Consider the following 692-nt stretch of genomic DNA (forward strand, 5'->3'; position numbering starts at 1 on the left):
CGTCAATCAACGCTTGCCAAGTCGACGGCCAGCGTCAATTATCTCCTGACTCGGCCGCCTCGTCTCATCTTGATTGACGGGCCGCTCTCATCCTGATTGTCGCGCTATAGGTCATCCCGGGCATAGGCCCATAAGTAGGCCGTCTTTGTCGATCCGAAGCCCGGAGCGAGCGTCGGCAAAGTGGTTTCGTCGGCAAAGACCCGTTCGGCCTTCTTGACCTCGCTGAAGATGTAGTCGGCCACGATCTCGAGCTCGAAGCCGAGCTTGCCCATCCATTGCGCCATCAGCTGGCGGTCGAGCTCGACATGATCGCGGGCGTAGATAGCCTCCTGCCGGTAGAGCGGCAGGCCATCGGCATATTTGGCGACGGCTATCTGGGCCAGAAGCGCTTCCGTCGGAATGCCTCCTTCAATGATATGGGCCGGGGCCGGCGCCTGGATGACGCCGTCCGCGTTCTTGAAGGCATACCTGGGACGGCGCGTGACGATCACCCGGAACTTCGCCGGCACCACATCCAGGCGCTCCGACACGTCCTCGCCGATCAGCACCTTCTGCTTGCCGGCATGCTCAGCCAGCTCTTCCGGCTCAATGACGGTTTCGATCCGTTCCAGATGGGGCGCAAAGCCCTTGCGCCGACGCGGTGCACGCTTGCCATCCGCCTGCGCACGGCCCTTGCTGACCTGGGCCTTGAT

1 pseudogene is annotated in these 692 nt (G+C 62.3%); it reads right to left on the reverse strand.

The features are described 5' to 3' along the window. Positions 1–110: 110 nt before the first annotated feature. A pseudogene (locus ACZBJS_RS42680) lies at positions 111–692 on the reverse strand (IS66 family transposase); the annotation flags it as partial.

It is taken from the genome of Bradyrhizobium sp. KZN70725 (assembly GCF_055264925.1).